General features: G+C 48.1%; 19 protein-coding genes. 4 read left to right on the top strand and 15 right to left on the bottom strand.

Annotation, left to right across the window (positions count from 1 at the left end):
• Nucleotides 1-301: 301 nt before the first annotated feature.
• Both dnaG and BUA83_RS03490 read right to left on the bottom strand, forming a co-directional pair.
• Nucleotides 302-2,089: a DNA primase gene (dnaG, locus tag BUA83_RS03495; RefSeq protein ID WP_072934815.1), complete on the bottom strand. Its 1,788-nt coding sequence runs from the start codon at nt 2,087-2,089 to the stop codon at nt 302-304.
• Between the two features lie 167 nt (nt 2,090-2,256).
• Nucleotides 2,257-3,258: a deoxyguanosinetriphosphate triphosphohydrolase gene (locus BUA83_RS03490; RefSeq protein WP_072934814.1), complete on the bottom strand. Its 1,002-nt coding sequence runs from the start codon at nt 3,256-3,258 to the stop codon at nt 2,257-2,259.
• A gap of 128 nt (nt 3,259-3,386) precedes the next feature.
• On the opposite strand from BUA83_RS03490, the gene BUA83_RS03485 reads away from it, so the two are divergent.
• Nucleotides 3,387-3,875, top strand: a complete 489-nt coding sequence (locus tag BUA83_RS03485) for a hypothetical protein (RefSeq protein ID WP_072934813.1) — start codon at nt 3,387-3,389, stop codon at nt 3,873-3,875.
• A 59-nt stretch (nt 3,876-3,934) separates the two neighbouring features.
• Here BUA83_RS03485 and glyS read toward each other — a convergent pair whose 3' ends face one another.
• The 13 genes from glyS to BUA83_RS03420 form a co-directional block, all read right to left on the bottom strand.
• The gene (glyS, locus tag BUA83_RS03480) at nt 3,935-5,995 is read right to left on the bottom strand and encodes a glycine--tRNA ligase subunit beta (RefSeq protein ID WP_072934812.1); all 2,061 of its coding nucleotides are present in this window, start codon (nt 5,993-5,995) and stop codon (nt 3,935-3,937) included.
• Complete coding sequence (gene glyQ / locus BUA83_RS03475) at nt 5,988-6,875, bottom strand: glycine--tRNA ligase subunit alpha (protein WP_072934811.1); 888 nt, start codon at nt 6,873-6,875, stop codon at nt 5,988-5,990. The genes glyS and glyQ overlap by 8 nt, the downstream gene beginning before the upstream one ends.
• A gap of 322 nt (nt 6,876-7,197) precedes the next feature.
• A complete protein-coding gene (rpsT, locus tag BUA83_RS03470; protein ID WP_072934810.1) occupies nt 7,198-7,464 on the bottom strand; it encodes a 30S ribosomal protein S20 in 267 nt (88 codons plus the stop codon).
• 178 nt (nt 7,465-7,642) lie between these two features.
• Nucleotides 7,643-8,494, bottom strand: a complete 852-nt coding sequence (locus BUA83_RS03465) for an LPP20 family lipoprotein (RefSeq protein ID WP_072934809.1) — start codon at nt 8,492-8,494, stop codon at nt 7,643-7,645.
• Nucleotides 8,495-8,518: 24 nt separating this feature from the next.
• The gene (locus tag BUA83_RS03460; protein WP_072934808.1) at nt 8,519-9,604 is read right to left on the bottom strand and encodes a hypothetical protein; all 1,086 of its coding nucleotides are present in this window, start codon (nt 9,602-9,604) and stop codon (nt 8,519-8,521) included.
• Nucleotides 9,605-9,789: 185 nt separating this feature from the next.
• Nucleotides 9,790-10,173 (bottom strand): aspartate 1-decarboxylase, encoded by a 384-nt coding sequence (gene panD / locus BUA83_RS03455; RefSeq protein ID WP_072934807.1) that lies wholly within the window; start codon nt 10,171-10,173, stop codon nt 9,790-9,792.
• Between the two features lie 33 nt (nt 10,174-10,206).
• Nucleotides 10,207-11,052 (bottom strand): pantoate--beta-alanine ligase, encoded by an 846-nt coding sequence (panC, locus tag BUA83_RS03450; protein ID WP_072935066.1) that lies wholly within the window; start codon nt 11,050-11,052, stop codon nt 10,207-10,209.
• A 39-nt stretch (nt 11,053-11,091) separates the two neighbouring features.
• Nucleotides 11,092-12,021: a bile acid:sodium symporter family protein gene (locus tag BUA83_RS03445; protein WP_072935065.1), complete on the bottom strand. Its 930-nt coding sequence runs from the start codon at nt 12,019-12,021 to the stop codon at nt 11,092-11,094.
• Nucleotides 12,022-12,290: 269 nt separating this feature from the next.
• Entirely contained in the window at nt 12,291-14,246 is a 1,956-nt protein-coding gene (htpG, locus tag BUA83_RS03440) for a molecular chaperone HtpG (protein ID WP_072934806.1), read from the bottom strand.
• Nucleotides 14,247-14,431: 185 nt separating this feature from the next.
• Complete coding sequence (locus tag BUA83_RS03435; RefSeq protein WP_072934805.1) at nt 14,432-16,528, bottom strand: heavy metal translocating P-type ATPase; 2,097 nt, start codon at nt 16,526-16,528, stop codon at nt 14,432-14,434.
• The gene (locus BUA83_RS03430) at nt 16,525-17,127 is read right to left on the bottom strand and encodes an HMA2 domain-containing protein (RefSeq protein ID WP_072934804.1); all 603 of its coding nucleotides are present in this window, start codon (nt 17,125-17,127) and stop codon (nt 16,525-16,527) included. The genes BUA83_RS03435 and BUA83_RS03430 overlap by 4 nt, the downstream gene beginning before the upstream one ends.
• A gap of 33 nt (nt 17,128-17,160) precedes the next feature.
• The gene (locus BUA83_RS12805; protein ID WP_234988231.1) at nt 17,161-17,634 is read right to left on the bottom strand and encodes an HMA2 domain-containing protein; all 474 of its coding nucleotides are present in this window, start codon (nt 17,632-17,634) and stop codon (nt 17,161-17,163) included.
• Nucleotides 17,635-17,703: 69 nt separating this feature from the next.
• On the bottom strand, nt 17,704-17,910 hold the full coding sequence (locus BUA83_RS03420; RefSeq protein WP_072934803.1) for a Z-ring associated ZapG family protein: 207 nt from the start codon (nt 17,908-17,910) through the stop codon (nt 17,704-17,706).
• Between the two features lie 335 nt (nt 17,911-18,245).
• Here BUA83_RS03420 and BUA83_RS12725 point away from each other — a divergent pair, with 335 nt between their 5' ends.
• From BUA83_RS12725 to BUA83_RS03405, 3 genes are read left to right on the top strand one after another with little or no spacing between them, the layout of a single operon-like run.
• On the top strand, nt 18,246-18,368 hold the full coding sequence (locus BUA83_RS12725) for a CD1871A family CXXC motif-containing protein (RefSeq protein WP_200795968.1): 123 nt from the start codon (nt 18,246-18,248) through the stop codon (nt 18,366-18,368).
• Nucleotides 18,361-19,206 (top strand): 4Fe-4S binding protein, encoded by an 846-nt coding sequence (locus tag BUA83_RS03410; RefSeq protein ID WP_072934801.1) that lies wholly within the window; start codon nt 18,361-18,363, stop codon nt 19,204-19,206. Before BUA83_RS12725 ends, BUA83_RS03410 begins: the two co-directional genes overlap by 8 nt.
• 13 nt (nt 19,207-19,219) lie before the next feature.
• The gene (locus BUA83_RS03405; RefSeq protein WP_072934800.1) at nt 19,220-19,735 is read left to right on the top strand and encodes a TlpA family protein disulfide reductase; all 516 of its coding nucleotides are present in this window, start codon (nt 19,220-19,222) and stop codon (nt 19,733-19,735) included.
• Nucleotides 19,736-19,747: the final 12 nt, after the last annotated feature.

The following is a 19,747-nucleotide window of genomic DNA, read 5'->3' as shown; positions in this document are numbered from 1 at the left end:
TTTCTTTACCGCAGCTTTTTTTGCTGTTTTCTTCTCAGCAGCCTTCCCGGTCTTTTTCGTTTTTGCCGCACTATCTGTCTTTGCGGCCTTTGCAGCCGTTTTTTCTGCCTTTATTTCATTATCCGCTTTCGCTGGTTTTGTTGCTTCCGGTTCTGCCTGAGCTTTCTTTGCCGTCGTCTTTTTTGTGGCCTTTTTTACTTTAGTCTCTTTTTCCGGTGCTTCCGCAGCTTTTTCTTTCTTTGCCGTCACGCTCTCACGCCCCCCCTCTTCATTAGTATCAGTTACAGATTTCTTACTCAATTCACAAACCATCCATTTCTTTTCTTATTGACTCGCTTTCCCGAAGAACTTCAAGAAATGACGAATCATTCGCACGCTCAAGGGCATCCGCCTTTAAACGGAGCTCCTCAAAACGCAGCTGTAGTACTGTTTTTCTCAATACCCTGACACAGTCCTCAAACAACTGCATGAGGTCCTGCCCATCAAGATTTTCCACGAGTGCCCGTGAAAGTTCGTCCGCTGCATCGCCGGAAAGCTCACTCATTGCTGCCGTATCCGAAAACGCTTCCCCGCGTGTAATTTTATCGTCGAAATACCGAAGAATCTCCCCATGAACAGTGAAAGGAATTTTTTCCAGCGGTACAGCGGATTTAAGATAAAGAATAGAATCCGGGTCATTCCAAATCTGCCGGATTACTATGCGGCCTGCACGCCGCACTGCGTTGTCAACCTGACGCACGGCCTGTCTGACCGGTGCACGTCTCGGCTGCAGGGACTCATCCGGGCGCCCGCGGTAATTCGCAAGCTCCTGCCGTATAATCCCCTCGTCAATGCCGAGAGTTCTCGTCAGTCTTCCAATATACTCGTTCTGCTCCACGACATTCGCCGCTTCATAAAGCACCGGCAGCATCGCCTGCAGCGCAGCCGCTTTTCCGTCCATCGTACGAACATCATGATGGGAAAGAATGTACCTCGTCTGATACTCAGTGAGCGGCAGTGCCGTCTCAGTAAGCTTCAGAAACGCATCCTTTCCGTGTTTTCGTACAAATTCATCCGGATCCTTGCCATCCGGTACAACGAGTACCTTAACATGAGCCCCTGTTTCACGCACAATGCCAAGGGCACGCATCGTTGCCTTTTGTCCGGCCTCATCACTGTCGTAACAGAAATAAATCTCTGGTGCAAAGCGCAGAAGCAATCTGCACTGCTCTATGGTAAACGCCGTGCCAAGGGATGCAGCAACATTCTGAATCCCTGCGTTGTAAAGAGATATGGCATCCATATAGCCTTCAACGAGAATCGCGTATTTCATACGGCGAATCTCCTGCTTTGCACGGTCAAGACCAAACAAAAGCCTGCGTTTGTTAAAAATCATTGTTTCAGGAGAATTAAGATATTTGGGGGTGGAATCATCCATCACACGACCGCCGAAGCCCACTACACGGCCGCGCTCGTCAGCAATCGGAATCATCACGCGGTTACGGAATCTGTCGTAGACACCTGTTCCTTCCTGCCGCGCCGTTACGAGTCCGCTTTCCTTCAAGAGCTCCTCGCTGACTCCGCGCTTCATAAAAGCATCCCGAAGCTTTTCGTAGGAATTCGGCGCAAAGCCAAGCTGAAATGCTTCGATAGTCTCCTGACCAATGCCGCGCCCTGCAAAATAAGACATTCCCGGTTCTCCGTACGGAGTACGTGTCAGACAGCTGTGAAAAAAATCACGGGCCATCGTCAGCACTTTATGCAAATCTGCAATCTTACGGTCGCGGGCCTCTTCTTTCTCAGAACGCTCCCGCTGTGGAAGCGGGATATTCAATTTCTCCGCCTGCATTTTTATGGCGTCAAAATAGCTCACATTCTCTATGAGCGAAATAAATTTGAAGACGTTCCCTCCTGCATGACAGCCAAAGCAATAAAAGAATCCTTCGCTCGGAACAACCGAAAATGACGGGGTCTTTTCCTGATGGAAAGGACAGCATCCCCAATATCGATTTCCTTTACGCTTCAGAGGTACATAGGACGCCACTACGCTTAGGATGTCGGACTCGGCTCTTACCCGTTCCACAAACTCATCCATCGCTGCATTTTTCATTATCGTCGATTCACCCCTGGACTCCCCAAAAAGAACTTCTTCAATAAGATGAACGCTTAAAAATTTTTAATTCTTTTCAGCGGTTCACTTTATCATATATTCAAGATAAAATTGAAAATTCCTCTTTTGTTCGAAAGATTTTTTGAAAAAAATTCGTTTTCAGCGTTTCATCTTGATACAAATCCAACAGGCGGAACAAAAATTTCCTGGAAAAGCTGTACCGCGTAGCTGTCCGTCAAGCCTGCTACGTAGTCAACAACTACCTGCGTCTTTCCCCAGCGCTCCTCGCGCTCTACAAATTCCTTGGGAAGCTTTTCAAAATGCTCAAAAAAATACTTATAAAGCTGACACAGCACGAAGCCTGCCTGCTCACGCTCATTCTTCAACGCCTCTGAATGGTATATATTCTCAAACATAAACTGCCGGAAGGTTGTCATTACATCCTGCATCTTATCTGAAAGGGCAATATCTTTCAAATCAGCCGAGTTGATGATGAGATCCGAAACGAAGCCTGTAATCATCCTTGAATGTGATTCTCCAAGCACATCTGTAACCTTTTGGGGCAAATCACCGGGATGCAGCAGCCCTGCCCGCAGACTGTCGTCGTAATCGTGGCACAGATATGCGATACGGTCTGCTATATGAACGATGCGTCCTTCAAGTGTGCTGGGCCGTGTTTTTCCTGTATGATTGACAATACCGTCCTTAACGGCGAAGGTAAGATTCAATCCCTCACCGCCGCGTTCCAGATATTCCACAACACGAAGGCTCTGCTCGTTATGAGCGAAATGCCCCGTAAGCTCATCCATAACAGCTTCACCTGAATGGCCGAAGGGAGTGTGCCCCACATCATGACCAAGACCTATTGCTTCAACAAGGTCTTCGTTCAAACGAAGTCCCCTTGCAATCGTCCGCGAAATCTGAGCTACCTCAAGACTGTGAGTCATGCGTGTCCGATAATGGTCGCCCGACATTATGTAGACCTGTGTCTTATGCTTGAGGCGTCTGAAGGATTTCGAATGCAGAATACGGTCACGGTCTCTTTGATACGACGTCCTGAACGGGCAAAGGTCATCAGGCCTTTTTCTTTCAGCCTCACGGCTTTTCGCCGCCTCAGGCGCAAGGATTTCATATTCCAGTTCTTCTGTACGTTCCCTTATGCCGCTCATCAAAACCGCTCCTTCCGTTTTCAGCTTATTTTCCTATTTGATTAGTATTCTACATTTACAAACAATTTCCTTCCCTTACGGGTGGAAAGAATACAAAAAACATAATACATTTGAAAGAAGGAAATTTCATGAAACCCATTCGTATTTTTTTGCTGCTTGCCTGCATGCTCTTTTCGCTGACAGCTGCAGCCAGTGCAGCTATGCCGGATATATCCGCAGACAAGACAAAGTTCGATCCCCTCACAATGACTTACGAGCTTACCGGTAACGTCCGCGTTGCAACCAGCGACCGCGTCATAACCGCAGACCACGCAAAGGGTACGATGACCACTATGGAGGTATGGGCCGACGGACGGATAACCCTGATGCAGGACGACATAGTATTCAAGGGCGAGAAGCTCTACGTCAACGGCAACGCGCATAACGCCGATATCACCGGCGGCACGACCTACGAGCGTTCGAACCTCGTCATAAAATCCGACAATGCTTCCTTCAACTGGGATACAAAGCTTGCGGATTTCAGCGGAAATGTAAAGCGGACAATGGACGGTGAAACAGAAAAATTCAATCACCTTACATATAATGTAATGACCGGAGAATTTACGGTTGAAGAATAAACCAAAACATACAAAAGGCGGTGCCTGTGGGCGCCGCCTTTCTTCATGCTTAAAGATTTTTACTTCTTCAAAACAATCTTACTGAAATCTGCAACCTTACAGATAAGGTCATTGATTGATTTCAAAAGTCCGAGACGGTTGTTCCGGACCTTTTCATCCTCCGCCATGACCATTACAGCATCAAAGAAGCTGTCAATGGGCTGAGCCAGATCCTTAAGGGCATCAATTGCTCCGACATAATCCTGTCCTTCGATAAGACTCTCGACGGAACCCTCAGCAGAGGTAAACGCCTGATAAAGTGCCGTCTCAGCATCATTTTCAAAGAATGCTTCATCAATCTTTGTGCTGTCAGCCTTTTTCGCAATGTTCCCGGCGCGAACAAATGCCTGAATAACTGTTGTGAGATCCTGCGACGAAAGCTCCTTTGATACGGCCTGCGCACGGCAGAATACAGCATATACATCATCTGTATCCGAAAGAACCGCATCGGCAACATCATAAGGAATATTTTCTTCTTCAAACACATTTTTAAGACGGAGGCGAATGAAATCCGCAACATCCTGCTGCATTTTCTGACGTGCGTCACCCTCAAGCTTGAACTGATCCATTGATTTCTCAACTATGTCAGAAAGCTTGACGCTGATTTTCTCATCAATCAGCATGCGGACAAGTCCGAGAGCCTGACGGCGGAGCGCAAACGGATCCTGTGAACCTGTCGGAATCAGTCCGCGGCTGAAGGTGGCGACAATATTATCAATCTTATCTGCAAGGCTTACAATACGGCCTGCGACTGTCTTCGGCTCCGCGTCACCTGCAAAGCGCGGCATATAGTGCTCGTCGATTGCCTGTGCGACCTCTTCGTCCTCTCCGTCGAGAAGCGCATAGGAACGTCCCATCGTACCCTGAAGCTCCGTGAACTCGGTAACCATACCTGTGACAAGGTCTGCCTTTGCGAGCTTTGCTGCACGCATAGCTTTTTTCTTGTCATCTGCGGAAGCACCAATCTTATCAGAGATAAGCTCAGCAAGCTCAACAAGGCGGCCTGATTTATCAAAAATTGTTCCAAGACCTTCCTGGAACACAACCGTCTTTGTTTTCTCGAGGTGCTGCTCCAGAGATTTCTTGCGGTCTTCATCAAAGAAGAACTGTGCATCAGCAAGACGCGCGCGAAGAACTCGCTCATTTCCGTGCTGCACGATTTCCAGATACTCGCTGCCACCGTTGCGGACTGTGATAAAGAGCGGCATGAGCTTCCCATCCTTGTCCTTGACAGGGAAATAGCGCTGATGGTCACGCATCGGTGTAATAACTGCCTCCGGCGGAAGCTCAAGATATTTTTCTTCGAAATGGCCGCAGAGAGCTGTCGGATATTCTACAAGATAGTTGACCTCTTCGAGAAGGTCAGCGGAAATCTCAACCTTACCGCCGTTCTCTATCGCAACCTTTTCAATCTGTTCCTTTATCATTGCCTGACGGCGCTCCGGGTCTACGATAATAAACTGCTTCTCGCAGGCTGCCTCATATTCGGAAGCACGCGCAATCTCGAAGCTTTCGTCTCCGAGGAAACGATGGCCGCGGGAGCTTCTTCCTGACTTTACCTCAGCAACCTCAAAAGAAATCACTGCGTCATCATAAAGAGCAACAATCCAGCGGAGCGGACGGATGAATTTGAATTCGAGGTCACGCCAGCGCATGTTGTTTGGGAAGCCAAGTCCGCAGATAAGCTCAGGAAGCATTTTCTCCATAAGCTTTGCTGTTTCCTGTCCCTTCTCATGAACCATTGCGTAAACATAGCCGTCCTTTGTAACAAGGTCCTTCGCTTCAAGCTTCTGTCCGCGTGCAAAACCCTCACATGCCTTCGTCGGGTTGCCGTCCGCATCAAAAGCGACCTGAACAGACGGACCGCGGCGCTCACTGGAAATGTCCGGCTGACGCTCGGAAAGTCCTTCGACATAGAGAGTCATACGGCGCGGTGTACCAAGTGTGCGTATTTCCTTATATTCAAGGCGGAGCTCCTTCAGCGCCTTTTCTGTATTAACTTTAATTTCCTGAAGAATGCCTGGCATAGCATGTGCCGGGACTTCTTCCGTTCCGATTTCGAGCAATAAATCCTTAGGCATTCTTACGGCCTCCTTTATTAAGCATTGGATATCCGAGGTCCTCACGCTGCTTTAAGTAGCACTGAGCGCAAAGACGGGCAAGACGGCGGACGCGTCCGATGAATGCCGTACGCTCCGAAACACTGATTGCGCCGCGTGCATCCAAAAGATTGAATGTATGGGAGCATTTCAGTACATAATCGTATGCCGGATGAACATAGCCAAGCTCAATTACACGAACCGCTTCTTTCTCATATTTCTCAAAGAGGTCAAAAAGAAGTGCCTCATCGGAGAGATCAAAGGAATAGCTGGACTGCTCGTATTCATTCTGGTGGAAAACATCACCGTAGGTGTAGTCGTCGGTCCACTGAATATCATAAACATTCTCTACGCCCTGAATATACATGGCAAGACGCTCAAGACCGTACGTAATCTCCGAAGCAACCGGCTTTACATCCTGACTTCCTACCTGCTGGAAATACGTGAACTGCGTGATTTCCATACCATCGAGCCAGACCTCCCAGCCAAGGCCCCATGCGCCAAGTGTCGGTGACTCCCAGTTATCCTCAACGAAACGGATGTCATGCTTTTTCGGATCAATACCGAGGCGTTCAAGGCTTGCAAGGTAAAGCTCCTGAATATTGTCCGGGGACGGCTTCATAATGACCTGGAACTGATGATGCTGATACAGACGGTTCGGATTCTCACCGTAGCGTCCGTCTGCCGGACGGCGGCTCGGCTCAACATACGCGATGTGCCACGGCTCAGGACCGAGAACGCGCAGGAAAGTCATCGGATTCATTGTGCCGGCGCCCTTTTCGACGTCGTAGGGCTCACCCAGAATACAGCCCTGTTCTGACCAGAACTGCTGCAGGGTCAGGATAATCTCCTGAAATTTCATGAAATATTTCCTCCTCACAGTACAGGCACAGGATAACAAAAATCCCGTCCCTGTAACAAAAATTGTTACAGGGACGGGATATAATCTCGCGGTTCCACCCTGCTTGGCCAAAAGGCCCGCCTTCATCTTTATAAACCTAAGCTCCAAAGTGCCTTTCCGCGCTTTTGACTGACTTTCACCGCCACAGTCTCGCTAAGGTGCGCGTACTCCTCTTTTTCATCGCTTTTCCTAGTCTAGCAAATTGCTTCTTCATTGTCAACGCAGTACACAAAGAAAAAAGTCCGTACATTTCTGTACGGACCTGATATCTCGTCCTATGCGATTACTTCGCAATAGCGTTGACTTTCTGAGCAAGCGCCGACTTCTTGCGGGCTGCAGTATTCTTATGGAATACATGGTTAGCAGCTGCCTGGTCGATTGTCTTGCAAGCCGTCTGAAGGAGGGATTTCGCCTCGTCCGCATTACCAGCAGCGACTGCGTCAACCACCTGACGGGAAGCCTTCTTTACGCGCGTCTTCTCAGCGACGTTCTTCGCATGGCGTTTCGCATCGGTTTTAACACTCAGAATGGATGCTTTGATATTTGGCAAATAATTCACCCCCCTTAACATTTACTCACGAATCTAGCGAATCAAATCCGCCGGTCCGAACCGGCAGACGTCTGTCGCCTAACCAGTTTGTTACCGTAATATTGTAGCACGCACCTTTTGAAAAAGCAAACTTTTTTTCTATGAAACCGTCTACATCTTGTATATTTTTTGTTTTCTTTTAGTGAATAAACACGACTGCCGTGTTGTCAAGGAAGTGTGTAAGTTCATTCTCCTCAAGCACCATCTTAGCATCGGCAACGGAGAGAACAGGGTTGAAGTAACGGTCAACTCCTACTGCACGGACAATCAGAGGATTTGAGCCTGCACGGGAAACATTTCCGTTGATATTCTTCGCATAGCCTGCCATTCCGTTTTTGATTACCTTTTTCGAATCGAGATTTTTGTAGCCGTAGATTGCTTCCCCCGATGTGGTTTTTATTACAGGAGACATTGCGGTGCGAAGCCCCAGCCCTGTGCAGTCGACGATAATACCTGTATATGTTCCGCTGACGCGGTGAGTTGTCGGCTCAATGGTTGTCTCCGGTGTATATTCGGGCGCGTATGGATTCTCCTCAGGCTCAGGCGTAAGTGCCTTGGGAAATTCTGTTTTTACAGGGTTCGACGGAAGAACTACAGAGGCCAGGGAGTTCCTTGCTCCAAATACAGGCAGTGCCAGTACAACATGATAGGCACCGTCCTCGTAGGATTCCTCGATAACCTTAGCTCCCTTCAAAACTGCCGAGACTCTGGTTGTCACTACATCGCTTGCCAGCTGCATGTCACGGACTGTTGTCTCCGCATTTACCTGCACCCCCGCAATCTGCTCCGCGAGATTTCTCTGGGCATCCGCGATTGCCGCTCTGCGGGCCATAAGCCGTGCCTGCACCGCGCTTCCTGCATTATCAGGTTCTACACCGTAGCCGTCGGCCTCTACACGGTTCGCATCAAAATTCGCTCCCGATGCCGCAGACGCCACACTGCCGAACACCAGCATACAGCACATAATGAGTAATGCCGCTATTTTTTTCATGAAATATTCCTCCCTTATTTGGACTCAAATCCGGATGTACTCCGAATTCATTTCGCTTATTCCTATTCCGCTTCTTTCAAGAGCCTGCGCCAAATCATAGGCCGTCCCGTAATAATCCACGTCCATCTGTATATTTCCGGACTGCGTGCTTCTGACGTATACTCCATTCACTCCTGAAATGCTGCTTATTCGGTTATATGCCTCAGACATCGTTCCAAGAGCTCCGTTTGTAACAATCAAAGTAATATGCTGCTCAGGATTTGCCGCTTTTTTAAGCGCGGAGCGTGAGAGCTCCTTGACGATATTTTTCGAAGCCTTCTTCATGGCCTCCTGTTCTGCCTTCGCTCCGAAATCAAAGGCCTGTCCTTCAAAGGAATCGGCATAAACAACTTCTCCAGTATTCGTGTTCAGCATACGAATTGAAATCGTTACAACGACATTTTGAAGTGAATTCACAAAGGGAATATCCCCTGGAACAGAGACCGCGTCAGAGGTCTTGTCTATATATCCCATCACCAGATAATCCGCGTTGAACTGGGATTTCAGCATCTGTGCAAGGTCCATATCATCCTCGAATACAGCATCGGATATACGATTTTTGACCGAGGCATCAATCTGCCGCATGTCTACTATCCGCGAAAATCCGTTATTGGCAAGACCTTTCATCAATTTGCTCTCAAGAGCTGAATTCTCCGTACCGTCATTTTCCATGACAATAACACCCACACGCGGGTCCTGCATATTCGCCCTGACCACCTGCTGCTTCTGCAGCTTATTCATGAGGTCCGTATTCAGTATGTCGCTTGCTACATCCGCCTGTATCGTGACCGAATATATTGCGTTTACATACTGCTTGTTTACAATGCTGTAGCTTTTTATGTAACCCTCAGAGTGGGTAAAAATCTGATCGTGTATGACCTTATAATTCTGCACGTAGGTTTTACTGTCAACAAGCACGCCTACCTGCTGCTCTATCGCGTTTCGCATGGCATCATGCAGCGCGTCACGCTCCGAGCCGCCCTGCCCTGTTGTCGTAACCATTGCAGCCGATGCGGTTGCCGCAATGAACATAAAGCATGCCGCAGCGAAAAGTATCCGCAGTTTTTGCACTAAGCATTCCCCCAAAAATGTACAGCGCCTCTGCTGTACAAATTTTCAATACATATATATGATACTCTTTTTATAGTTGAAAGAGTATAGCCACGAATAATTTTTAGACAAGTTTTTATCTACTGTAATAAAAAAAGCGGCGCGCATTTTTCTGCGTACCGCTTAAAATTTTCATAAGGCCTTACTCAGCCGACTTCGCCCGCATGCTCAACACGGCGTACCTCGACAGCCTTGTTTTTGCTGTCAACCATAACGACCGTCGGTTTGTAGCTCTCGGCTTCCTTTTCATCCATCCATGCGTATGCCATGATGATGACGGTATCTCCCGGCTGCACAAGACGGGCTGCAGCACCGTTCAGGCAGATAACACCGGAATCCTTCGGTCCCGGGATAACATAAGTCTCAAGGCGTGAACCGTTGTTGTTGTCCACTACCTGCACGCGCTCATTCGGCAGGATATGTGCCTTTTCCATGAGTGCCTCATCAATCGTGATGCTTCCCATGTACTCAAGATTTGCTTCCGTGACTGTTGCGCGGTGAATTTTCGATTTGAACAGATTCAAAAACATCCGTTGGTTCCTCCAAACTGTATAGAATAAAAATTATTTAAGAATGACGTTATCAATGAGGCGGGTTTTTCCGATGCGGACCGCAATAGCAAGCAGTGCTTCGTCATCCACTGTATCAATAGGCTCAAGTGCAGGGAAGGAATAAACCTTCACATAGTCAATGGATGCCATCGGCTCTGTCTTAATCTTAGCTGTGACGATTTCTTCAATCTTTCTTGCGTTCTTCTCTCCGCTCTCAAAGGCCTTCTGCCCTTCCTTGAGGCTCTTGCTCAATATAAGAGCTGCTTCCTTTTCTTTATCCGAGAGGTAACGGTTTCTTGAGCTTCTTGCAAGACCACTGGGTTCGCGAACAATCGGAACCATCGTGATTTCAACAGGTATATTGAGGTCTTCAACAAAGCGTTTGACAACCACTACCTGCTGCGCGTCCTTCTGACCGAAGAATGCCTTGTCAGCACGGGCGAGATTCATGAGCTTTGTTACAACAGTAGCTACGCCGCGGAAATGAATCGGACGCTGCGCGCCACAGAGTCTGTGCGTGAATTCACCCTCAACATTGACGTAGGTGCAGAAGCCCTCAGGATACATTTCCTCAGGCTCAGGATGAAATACTGCATCGACAGGAACTGTCTCGAGCTTTTTGCAGTCCTCATCGAACTGGCGCGGATACGCATCAAAATCCTCGTTCGGTCCGAACTGCGTCGGATTTACAAATACCGAAGCAATAACAATATCACATGCCTCTCTCGCCGCACGCATGAGTGTAAGATGTCCTTCATGCAGGCATCCCATTGTCGGAACAAGACCGATTGTCTTTCCCTGTGCCTTAACTTCCTTCGTATATTCCTGAATTTCTTTGACTGTACGCAATACCTTCATTGAAATGACTCCTTTTGTATTTTTACCTGTATTTTTCAATCATACCGTCTTGGCCGGCACAACCTCTTCGTTGGCTGCATCCTTGCGGTTATAATAATTTGCCACTATGGAACCCGATATATTATGCCATACACTGAAAATCGCTCCCGGTATAGCTGCTGCAGGACTGAAATACATCAGCGCAAGAGATGCCGCAAGGCCTGAGTTCTGCATGCCTACCTCAATGGAAAGGGAGCGCACCTTAGGCTCTGTGAGGCGGAACAGCTTTCCGAATGCGTATCCGCATATAAGTCCGAGAGCATTATGGCACACAACAACGCCTGCAATGAGGAGCCCATGTGTCAAAAGCTTGGAGGCTGAAAGAGCAACAACGCCTCCGACGAGAAGCACGATAGTTACAACTGAAACAAGAGGAAGTACAGGCGTGACCTTCTTTACGAAGCCGCCGCAGAATTCATTCATCAAAAGTCCGAGAATAACCGGAGCCAAAACCATCTGCGCGATGGAAATCATCATTTTAGTAAGGGAAATGTCTACCCACGCTCCGGCCAAAAGCCATGTAATCGTCGGTGTGACAATAGGCGCCAGCAATGTAGTCGTCATCGTCATAGCGACTGAAAGAGCAACGTCACCCTTTGCGAGGTAAGCAATAACGTTCGATGCCGTACCGCCGGGACATGTTCCGACCAGAACAACTCCGATAGCGAGCTCAGGCGGAAGATTAAACACCTTGACCAGCAGGTATGCTGCTGCCGGCATAATCGTAAACTGCGCCAGCGCGCCAAGAAATATCTCCCACGGCCGCTTTGCCAGCATACGGAAATCATCAAATTTAAGCGTCATACCCATGCCGAACATAACAATGCCCAGCATGATTGATACCCACGGTCCTACCCACGTAAGTGAAGGCGGATAAGCGATAGCAAGAACAGCAATCAAAAGCACCAGAACCGCCATGTTGTCTACCATGAGCTTGCAAAATTTTTTCACAGGAATCCCTCCAGATTTTTCCCACAAGAAAAGCGCCTCCCGTATCGGACCGAAAGGCGCAGTAATATGCTTAATACTATACCCTGTCTCGGTCACATGATCCAAGCAGTCGTTTTATTGTGAGCAGGCGTTTTTGTATAACTCCGTCAACGGATGTTATCAATACCCGTGGCTTAGAATAGCATAAATCCTTTATAATTGCAAGAAAACTCTGCCACCTGAGCAGAGTTTTCTTCAACGTATGGTATTTACTTGGCCATGAGCTTTGCAACCTTATTTGCAAAGGCAACAGGGTCATCAGGCATAATGCCTTCGATAAGAAGTGCCTGCGTATAAAGCATATCGCAGTAATCCTTGAATTCCTGACTGTCCTTTCCTGCGTCATGAAGCTGCTGCAGACGTCCGAAAAGGTCATGCTTCGGATTGATTTCAAGAATACGTTTTGCCTTGAACATAGGATTGTCCATGTCAGAGAAGGTCTGCTCCATGGAAAGGGACGGGCCTTCTGCTGATGCTACGAGGCAGACAGCACTGGATTTCAGACGGCTTGAAACCTTTACCTCACCGACCTTATCTCCGAGCGCTTCCTTTATATCCTTCATGAGGTCGCCGTTTTCCTTGGCAATGTTCTCTGTTTCCTTCTTCTCCTGCTCGGACTCGGCATCACCGAGGTCAAGCTCACCGCGGCTGATGGACTGGAATTCTTTTCCATCATACTCGTGCAGCGCTTCAATGCAGAACTCATCCACAGGGTCAGTAAGATACAGCACCTCAAGACCTTTTTCACGCAAAAGCTCCATCTGCGGAAGCTCGTCGATGATTGCCTTGTCCTTGCCTGTTGCGTAGAAAATCTTTTTCTGGCTCTCAGGCATGCGCTCCTTGTATTCTTTGAGAGAGGTCAGCTTACCTTCCTTTGATGTCTCGAAAAGAAGGAGATCCTTCAGCTTATCCTTTGTATCTCCGCCGCTGTAAATGCTGCCATAGACACCAATCTTCAGGGATTTACCGAACTGTGCCCAGAATTTCTCGTATTTCTCGCGTTCCTTCTCAAGCTGCTTTGCCAGTGTCTTGAGAATTGTCTTCTCAAGATTTTTGCCGATGACCTTGAGTTCGCGGCTCTGCTGCAGAAGCTCACGGGAGATATTAAGAGAAAGGTCCGGAGAATCTACAAGACCTTTTACAAAGCGCAGGTAGTCCGGCAGGAGGTCCTTGCATTTATCCATGATAAATACGTGGCGGGAATAAAGCTGCAGTCCCGGCTCAAAATCAGCATGATAAAGGTTGAACGGAGCATTCTCAGGAATGAACATGAGCGCCGTAAACTCAACAGCACCCTCTGCATTCACATGGAAAATCTCCATAGGATTCTCCCAGTCATGGAACTGATTCTTGTAAAATTCGTTGTATTCGTCCTGTGTGATGTCACTCTTGCCCTTTGTCCAAAGCGGCTGCATTGAATTAAGGGTACGGATTTCAACCTTTTTCTCAGGCTTGGAATCAGGAATGATTTTGCCGTCCTTGTCGCGCGGCATTTCCTCCGACTCCCAGTTCATCTTAATCGGGTAGCGTACATAATCCGAATATTTCTTCACAAGGCGTTCAAGCGTGTACTGGTCTTCGTAGTTTTCCTCAGTGGAGTCGCCGTAGAAATCCTTTCCGAGGAAGAGCGTGATAGACGTACCGCGCTTCTCCTTCTCACATTCCTCTGTCGTGAAGGAACCGCTGCCGTCGGATTCCCAGCGTACAGCCTGCTTCTCTCCAGCCTTGCGTGTTGTGATTACTACTCTGTCAGCTACCATGAATGCAGAATAGAAGCCTACACCGAACTGACCAATCATATCCTTGTCGCTGACGGATGCATCGGATTCCTTTGCTTCCTTCAGCTTCTCGAGAAATGCCTTAGTACCGGACTTTGCAATCGTACCGATATTTTCAATAACTTCTTCAAGATTCATTCCGATACCGTTATCGGAAATCGTCAGTGTATGGCTTTCTTTATCAGGCACGAGGAAAATTTCATACGACTCGTCCCCCTCCAGAAGGTCACGGTTCGTCAGAGCTTCAAAATGCACCTTGTCGATTGCATCAGAAGCATTCGAAATGAGCTCGCGCAGGAAAATCTCATGATTCGTATAAATGGAATGAACCATAAGGTCCAGCAGCTGTTTCGTCTCCGCCTGAAATTCGTGTTGTTCCTTTGCCATTTGGTTCTTGCTCCCTTTCAAAGTAATTTCGATTCACAAAGAAAGAGGCACCCGCGGCGCCTCATCTCTGTTGGTATGTATCTATTATAGTTACACTTTGCAAAAAAGTCAAATGGTCAATATCATATTTGACAATAAAAATAAGCCCCCGCTTCTCTAATCAGGCAGAGGGCTTATAAAAGCATTTAAAACAATCCTATGTGAGGAAGTAATTTCTTTTTTCCGCTTCCTAAAATACGCGCGCTGTTCAGGACAACAGCCAGGGTAGCCGTGTTATGAATAATCGCCGCCCAAAGCGGATTGATTTTTCCAAGAGCTCCCAAAAGCATCGCGGCAGAGTTTACCGTGATTGTCGCCGTGAAGTTCTGACGAATCAGGCTCATGGTGCGGCGTCCGATGGAAAGGGCTGTCATAAGGCCCTCCGGGTCCTCGGAGCGGATTGTTACTGCGCCTGACTCGGCCGCAATATCCGTCTGCTGTCCGCCAAGGCTCACTCCGACATTGGCAAAGGCAAGCGCAGGCGCGTCATTTATGCCGTCACCGACCATCATGATACATCCGCGTTCCTTCAGCTTCTGAACGTAGTTTGCCTTATCCTCGGGAAGAACCTCTGCATAGAAGGAGTCTATGTCCATCTCCTGTGCTACCTGTGCGGCGACCTCCTTGGAGTCACCTGTGAGCATCACGATTTCATCAATACCGTGACGGCGCATCTGATTAAGCGTCTTTTTCATCTTGGGACGAATCGGGTCATTTATTCCGATGACACCCAGAAGCTTTTTGTCCCGTGCCACATAAATGCGATTCGGTGATTTGTCTTCTATCGTTATGTCATCAAGCTTTTTGACCTTTGATTCCTCCATGAATTTCCGGCTGCCAACAAGCACAGAGCCACCCTTGAAGCCGTCAAAATCAGGAACGGAGGCCTTCATGCCGCGTGCGACAATGGTTTCGGAGCTTTTATGCTGAGGAACCTCCCACGCCTTTTCGCGGACGTATTTCTGAATTGCAACCGCAAGCGGATGTACAGAATGCATCTCGGCAGATGCCGCAAGAAGTACAGTTTCTTTTTCGCTTACACCTTCAACAGTTCTGATGAAGGAAATCTGCGGTACACCAACAGTCAGAGTGCCTGTCTTATCAAGAACAAGCGTGTCTGCCTCCGCCAAAGCCTCTATATAGTTTCCGCCCTTTACCAGGATTCCCTTTTTCGCTGCGGCTGCAATAGCGGCAGAAATCGCCGTAGCCGTAGAAAGCTTCAGGCCGCAGGAGAAATCAATAAAGAGAAGATTCAATACACGCTGCCAGTCACGGGTTGCCCCGTATACAACAACAGCCCCCAGCAAAGATACAGGCACCAAAAGGTTAGCCATCTGGTCAGCAAAGTTCTGTACAGGCGCGCGCTGTGCCTGCGCTTCTTCTACGAGGTGAACAATATGCGCAAGAGACGTATCCTTTCCGACCTTTTCGACAAGAATCGTAAGCTCTCCCGCTTCCACGACGCTTCCTGCGTATACCCGTGATTTTTCCTGCTTCATGGCAGGATTGGATTCGCCAGTAATTGAAGACTGGTTGACAGCAGCCGAGCCTTCCAATACTCGTCCGTCAATACATATCATCTCACCTGCATGAGCGGCAATCATATCCCCTGCCTTCAGTGACTCCACAGGAACCTTTCTTTCTACGCCGCCGTCCACCAGCCACACAAAGCGCTGATTGAGATTCAGAAGGCCCGAAATCTGACGGCGTGCACGCTCTGCGGCATAGCTCGTAAGCATCTCTGCGACATTTGACAGTGTAAGAAGGGAAAGACTTGATTCAGGACGTCCCGAAAGCACCGATGCCGCGACAGCCGTTGCGGTCAGTGTATCAGCGTTTGGACGGCGGTCTCTGATAAGTCCGCCGTATCCGCTCTTGAACAATCCTCTCGCCATACCGAGGACGAGAATACTTCTTAAAAAGCGAAGTCCCACATAAGCTCCGGGCGCATTTTTTTCCAAAAGCTTCATCGCAGCAAAAACGCCCAGGGAAATCAGAGCATCTCTGCGGTAATCCTCCATCTTGGGCTCAGAAACGCGCTCCTCGGTTTTTTCTCTGATGCGCTGAATCTGACGCATAGCCGCGTCAGAAAGTCTCGTGCCCCTGTACCATACACGGAGTGTTTTTCCGTCCGCAGCTGCCGATACAACGCCTCTGGCAGCCCTCAGGCGTGCTCCCGCGAGAAGCCTTGCCTCATGCGAAAGCTCTGATGCCAGTGGAACACTCACAAGACGGTAATTCATGCAATCCGCCATCCTCTCAGAAGTGAGAATGCCCACCAGATAAGCTGTGGTCCGGGTGGGAGCTGCTTCAAAACAAGTATTTTCTGCAAACCTCTTATAGTAAACAGCAGCGAGAGAAGTGACGGCAAATCAAACCATCCTCCCGTCAGCATTTTGATATGGCGGTTGAACGCGTTAAAGGTTCCCCTTACACTCTGTCCGAAGGAAGCAAGCGTTTCCGCTGAACCCTCATGAGAGAGAGCGTTGTCGGCCGCACCAATCTGCGGCTCCTTTGCAGACATTCCAAAAACACGTGTCGCAAGATACGATACAACTGCATCCAATTTCGACTCATTACCATGATATACAATCAAAAGGCTTCCTGTTATATGGCTTGCCTTAACCTCATCAACATAATCGAGCTTTACAAGCGAAGTCTCCAAAAGCTTTGCCAGCTCCTCATTCCCGATAAGCCGCTTTGCATAATAGCGGCGTCTTCCCGGGATAGCACGCGCCAGTGTAAATGCTGCCGCTTCAGTCTTTGCAGGACAGCCCTTCAAAAGGCTTCTGACCTTCTTGCCGAAAGCCAATCCCAGCATCATTCCGGACATGTAGGACATACTTTATCTTCCTTTCCGTAAAATCCTTTTAAACTATCTTTTCTTTACATGTGTCTTGATATAATTTTCCATTCGTGCCAAATCCGGGTTCGTCCTCAAAACCTCAGGATCATATTCCAGAAGAATAGAGCCCGTAGTCGTATTAACCAAAACACTCTTCATACCCGCAGCACCTGAAAGCTCATCCTTCACCTGCTTTGCAAGTGCTTCATTCCCGACGAGCGCACGTGTATAAAGACGTGTACGGCCCGGAATATACGAAGCAACATCTACCGCACGGACAAAAAAATCCAATTTTGATTGCGGAAAAAGCGTCATGTCAAAAAAACCACCGTTTCTCTTAATATCCTGCTCCAGTTTTTTACGGTACTGCCATGCATGAAGCACAGAAAGCCCTGTCCAAACTGCTCCGCAGATAATATGCCCACGCTTTGAAGGAAGCGCAAGTGACAGAAGCGTTCCCGCAACAGCACCAAGCATGGGGATTCCCAGCGAAATCTGTTTCATAAAAATCTCTCCAAAAACAAATAAAGGAAACTGTCTTTTCTACAAAGGCAGTCTCCTTTCTGCTGACTATTATTTCTCCTGAGCTTTCTGTGCTGCAATCAGGTCCTCAAGCTCTTCCTTCTGACGCTCGAGCTCTGCCAAAGGAATCTGTCCTGCAGATGCACCCTCCGAAAGAGCCATCATCTGCTGCTCACGCTCCTGCATGAAACGATAACCGAAAACTCCGACAACTGCGCCTACTGCCAAACCAATCCAAAAATCGCTCTTAGAAAACATTTTAACTCCTCCTGTTAAATTTCTTTTAATACCCTGCGTGATGCAAAATACTATCATTATCATAGCTTATCCTAGTCACAACGTCAAGAATTAAATCATATCGTAAACAGTCTATACCCCACTATGTATAAGGCATCACACGCTTCTCAAGAGAGTCAATAACTACCATTCAGTCATACCTTACCGCTCCTATTCTTCAAAATACACAACCGTTAAACAATTGCTCTGTAAAAGACATTATGCTATTATGTAGAAAAGAATTTTTCAAAAAAGGCGAAGATTTCGAATTCAGTGAAGTACGCGCCGGCAGTAAATATGCTAATCAGGTGATTGATATGAAAAAGTATCTCTGGCTTGCGGCTGCTGCACTGCTTTCCGCAGGCATTTATTTCAACGAACCGCGTCTGGTATTCGGCAAAGCGGCACGAATATGTTTGGAGTGTATCGGAATTGGCTAAAAGAACCATAGCACAGTTTTTTTCTACTCTGCTGTATAATCCGTATCTTTCAAATCTTACCGGCGGACGTATATCAAGAGAATGGACTAAAAATATATGTGTTCCGGGGCTCAACTGCTATTCATGCCCTGCGGCAGCAGCTGCGTGTCCCCTCGGTTCGCTTCAGAGCTTTTTTTCAGGCGCGGTACCGAAATTCCCTGCGTATGTGCTGGGGACAATGCTGCTGTTCGGACTCCTGCTTGGACGCGTTATTTGCGGCTGGGCATGTCCCTTCGGATTTCTGCAGGAGCTTCTCCACAAGCTTCCCGGCCCGAAGCTGAAAAAATCAAAGCTGACACAAAAACTCAGCCGCCTGAAATATCTTTGGGCAGTTGTCTTTGTACTGATACTGCCGTTTGCCTTCTTTTTCATGACCGGCATCGGCGTCCCGGCCTTCTGTAAGTTTATCTGCCCTGCAGGAACTTTGGAAGGCGCTGTACCTCTTCTCTCATTCAACCCGATGCTTCGTTCTGCTGCAGGCTGGCTGACGGTATGGAAATTCTCTTTGCTGGCGGTTTTCCTCATTCTTATGATATTCATATACCGCCCATTCTGCCGATGGTTCTGCCCTCTCGGAGCTTTTTACGGTCTGCTGAACAAATATGCTCTGCTTGGTATAACTGTCAACGCTTCATCCTGCATTCACTGCGGCAAATGCGCAGCCGTATGCAAAATGGATACAAAGATTGCCGGAGATCACGAATGTATTTCCTGCGGCAGCTGCATTTCATCCTGTCCGACTCAGGCGATTCAGTTTCACCGCCTGTCGAATAAAAACAATGAAAGTTCAAAAACCTAAGGAGGAATTCATTATGAAAAAAACACTTATGGCTCTCGCTGCAACGGGACTTCTCGCATTTGCCCCTGCTTTTGCTCCGACAGATCTGGCTCCGCAGATTTCCTGCACAGCCGAGGCTGCAGCTGCACCCGATCAGGCGCTCATAAATCTTCGCGATGGCAGCAGTACTTCTATCGCAGAGCTTTCTCAGAGCAAACCGCTGTTTTTGAATTTCTGGGCTTCATGGTGCCCTCCATGCGTAGGTGAAATGCCGTCCATCAACGAGGTTTATCAGATTTATGGCGACAGAGTAAACTTCGCTGCAGTTTCCGTAGACTACCCTACAGATGACGCTTATGCTTATCTCCGCGGTCAGGGCGCATCCTTCTCGATTCCGTTCTATACGGGTGATGTGAATGCCATTTCCTCAGCTTATAAGCTTGATGCAATCCCGCAGTCCTACATAATCTCAGGCGGACAGATTGTAGCTCATCATGTCGGTGGCATGACAACGGGCGAGCTTAAGGCATTCATTGAGTCTGCTCTGTAATAAACAGTTACT

Origin of the sequence: Schwartzia succinivorans DSM 10502, from assembly GCF_900129225.1 — a bacterium.
GTDB classification, from domain to species: domain Bacteria; phylum Bacillota; class Negativicutes; order Selenomonadales; family Selenomonadaceae; genus Schwartzia; species Schwartzia succinivorans.
This window is presented reverse-complemented; position numbering and strand designations above follow the sequence as displayed.